Here is a 387-nt window from a genome sequence, read left to right as displayed (position 1 = left end):
CCGGTCGGTGGAGCGGCAGATGAACGACGCGACGGTCCTCGTCTCCCGGTTCCCGGTCGTGCGGGACCGGCTCGCGGAAGGGACGGTGTCGCTCCCGCACGCGCGCACGATCGTGCTGTGCGGGGACCGCATCGACGACGCTGCCGTGCGGGCGACGTATGAGGTGCGGGTGCTGAAGCGGCTGGACCGGGTGCCGATGACCGCGGCGGCGTTGGCGGAGGTGGCGCGGAAGATCGCGCAGGAACTGGACCCGGTCTCGATCAGCGACCGCCACAAGGCCGCGAGGCGGAGGCGGCGGGTGGGGTTCCGGCCCGGGGAGGACGCGATGGGCGCGTTCGACGCGGAGGTCGCGAACGTGCTCGGGGTGGGGATGATGGACCGCATCGA

Annotated in this window: 1 protein-coding gene; it reads left to right on the top strand. The window is 72.9% G+C overall.

The window, feature by feature from the left end; genetic code table 11:
- Positions 1-19: 19 nt before the first annotated feature.
- Positions 20-387 (top strand): DUF222 domain-containing protein (locus tag ACWXWW_RS17915; RefSeq protein ID WP_455971347.1); only part of this gene is annotated, 368 nt, incomplete at its 3' end.

Source organism: Microbacterium sp. KNMS (genome assembly GCF_053851835.1).
This window is presented reverse-complemented; position numbering and strand designations above follow the sequence as displayed.